At 65.1% G+C, this 2,412-nt stretch carries 2 protein-coding genes and 1 pseudogene; all 3 read left to right on the top strand.

Annotation, left to right across the window (positions count from 1 at the left end; genetic code table 11):
- Positions 1 to 943: pseudogene (locus tag AUC71_RS18010) on the top strand (3-phosphoshikimate 1-carboxyvinyltransferase); the annotation flags it as partial.
- Positions 924 to 1,577: a (d)CMP kinase gene (gene cmk, locus AUC71_RS12830; RefSeq protein WP_083238351.1), complete on the top strand. Its 654-nt coding sequence runs from the start codon at positions 924 to 926 to the stop codon at positions 1,575 to 1,577. The pseudogene AUC71_RS18010 and the gene cmk, both read left to right, overlap by 20 nt.
- A 184-nt stretch (positions 1,578 to 1,761) precedes the next feature.
- Positions 1,762 to 2,412, top strand: a 651-nt coding sequence (locus tag AUC71_RS12825) for a S1 RNA-binding domain-containing protein (protein WP_141701682.1), incomplete at its 3' end; no start/stop codon positions are given.

Here is a 2,412-nt window from a genome sequence, read left to right as displayed (position 1 = left end):
CGGCCCATGGCCGCGTGCTCGAGCCTCTTGCCACCATGGGCCTGCAAGTGGAGGGCGAGCGGAATACGCTGCCGCTCACCGTGCAGGGCACCCAAGACTTGGTTCCGATTGTCTACGATCTTGCCGTTCCGTCGGCGCAGGTGAAGTCGTCGATCCTTCTCGCCGGCCTGCATGCGCCAGGGCGGACCACGGTGGTCGAACCGCTGCCGACGCGCGACCATACCGAGCGGATGCTCGAGTTTTTCGGCGCCGAGTTGAAGATCGAGGACCGGGCCGATGGAGCGCGTGCGGTCACCGTGTGCGGCGACGCGGAACTCACTGGCGCGGACCTGGCCGTGCCGGGCGATCCGAGCTCAGCCGCTTTTCTGGTGGCCGCCGCCCTTATCTGTCCGGGCTCCGAGGTTTGATCGAGAACGTGCTGATGAACCCTACCCGCACCGGTTTCCTCGAGACCTTGCGCGAGATGGGCGCCGATCTCGAAGTGCTCGACCTGCGCGAGACCGGCGGCGAGTTGGCTGGCGATCTTCGCGTGAAGGCGAGCGCCCTGAAGGGTGTGCGCGTCCCGCGGGAGCGGGCGCCGTCCATGATCGACGAATACCCCGTGCTCGCCGTGGTCGCTGCGTTTGCCGAAGGAGAGACGCATATGGCAGGTCTCGCCGAGCTGAAGGTCAAGGAGAGCGACCGCTTGGCCGCTACCGCCGCCGGACTGACGCCTGCGGCGTGAGGTTCGCATCGAAACAGACGATCTAATTGTTCGTGGCGCGGGGAACGTCAAAGGTGGCGGGCGGGTCGAGACGCATATGGACCATCGTCTCGCCATGGCCTTCCTCACGCTGGGGCTCGGCGCGCAAGAGCCGGTCACGGTCGACGACGTCGCATGATCGCCACGAGCTTCCCCGGCTTCGTATCCCTGATGAGCGGGCTTGGAGCGAAGTTCGCATGATCATCGCCATCGACGCCCGGCGCTCCGCAAGGGCACGGTCGCAAAGCACATCGCGATCCATTACGGCTTGCGACATCTGGATACGGGGGCACTTTATCGCGCCGTGGCCCGGGATACCCTGGCTCAGGGCGGCGATCTTACGGACGCCGCGGCGGCCGCTCGGGCCGCGTCCCGGCTGGATGTGGCGACCCTGGCCGACCCCGCGTTGCGCACGGCGGCGGTCGGCGAAGCCGCCTCCCAGGTGGCTCGCCATCCCGAGGTACGGGCCGTGCTTCTGGACTACCAGCGGACTTTTGCTCAGGCGGGCCCCGGTGCCGTGATCGACGGCCGGGACATCGGCACCGTCATTTGGCCCAATGCGGACGTGAAGCTGTTCGTCACCGCAAGCCCCGAAGTCCGCGCCCGGCGCCGCTTTTTGGAGCTCACCCAAGGCGGAATTGCAATCACCGAGACGGAGGTCCTGGCCGACATCCAGGCCAGGGACGAGCGGGACCGGACAAGGGGCGCCTCTCCTTTGCGCCGGGCCGAAGACGCGGTCTTGCTCGACACCACGAATTTGGATATAGACGCCGCGTTCAGGACAGCTCTCGATTTGATCGAGGCTGCGATGGGCGATGCGGGGCGGGCCGGTTGAGGCCGTGCCCATTTGGCATTGGCACATCACCTTTTAAAATGACTTCCGCGGGCAAGCGAGCGGACCGGGCTGCCAGGAATGGCCGCCTATCGGGGTTTCGCCAGCTTTCGCCGCATTGGATCAACATCAAGCCTCGGGTTCAGCGCAAGGCAGAAGACCAAGTTGAACGTCGAGTAGGAGTTAGATGACCGAACCGCAGACCAGCATTAGCCAACCGAGCCGCGACGAGTTCGCAGCCCTCCTTGAGGAATCTCTCGCCGGCGCAGCGCTTCAGGAAGGCAGTGTGGTCAAGGGCACAGTCGCCAGCATCGAAAAGGATGTGGCGGTTATAGACGTCGGCCTGAAGACCGAAGGCCGCATTCCCCTGAAAGAATTCAGCCTCCCGGGCCGCCCCTCCGAACTTTCCGTCGGCGATGAGGTCGACGTCTATCTCGAGCGCGTCGAGAACTCCGCCGGCGAAGCCGTGCTGTCGCGTGAAAAAGCGCGCCGCGAAGAGAGTTGGGTCCGGCTCGAAGAGAAATACAAAGCCAACGAGAAGGTCGAGGGCGTGATCTTCAACCGCGTGAAGGGCGGCTTCACGGTCGATCTCGATGGCGCGGTGGCGTTTCTTCCCGGCAGCCAGGTCGACATCCGGCCGATCCGCGACGTGGGTCCGCTTATGAATACGCCGCAGCCCTTCCAGATTCTCAAGATGGATCGCCGGCGCGGCAATATCGTCGTCTCGCGCCGCTCGGTGCTCGAGGAGACCCGGGCCGAGAAGCGCAGTGAGATCGTCGCCCGCCTCGAAGAGGGCCAGGTGATCGACGGCGTGGTCAAGAACATCACCGACTACGGC

This window comes from Methyloceanibacter marginalis (genome assembly GCF_001723295.1).
GTDB lineage: Bacteria > Pseudomonadota > Alphaproteobacteria > Rhizobiales > Methyloligellaceae > Methyloceanibacter > Methyloceanibacter marginalis.
Note: the sequence above shows the minus strand (reverse complement) of the source record. Positions and strands in the feature narration are given on the sequence as shown.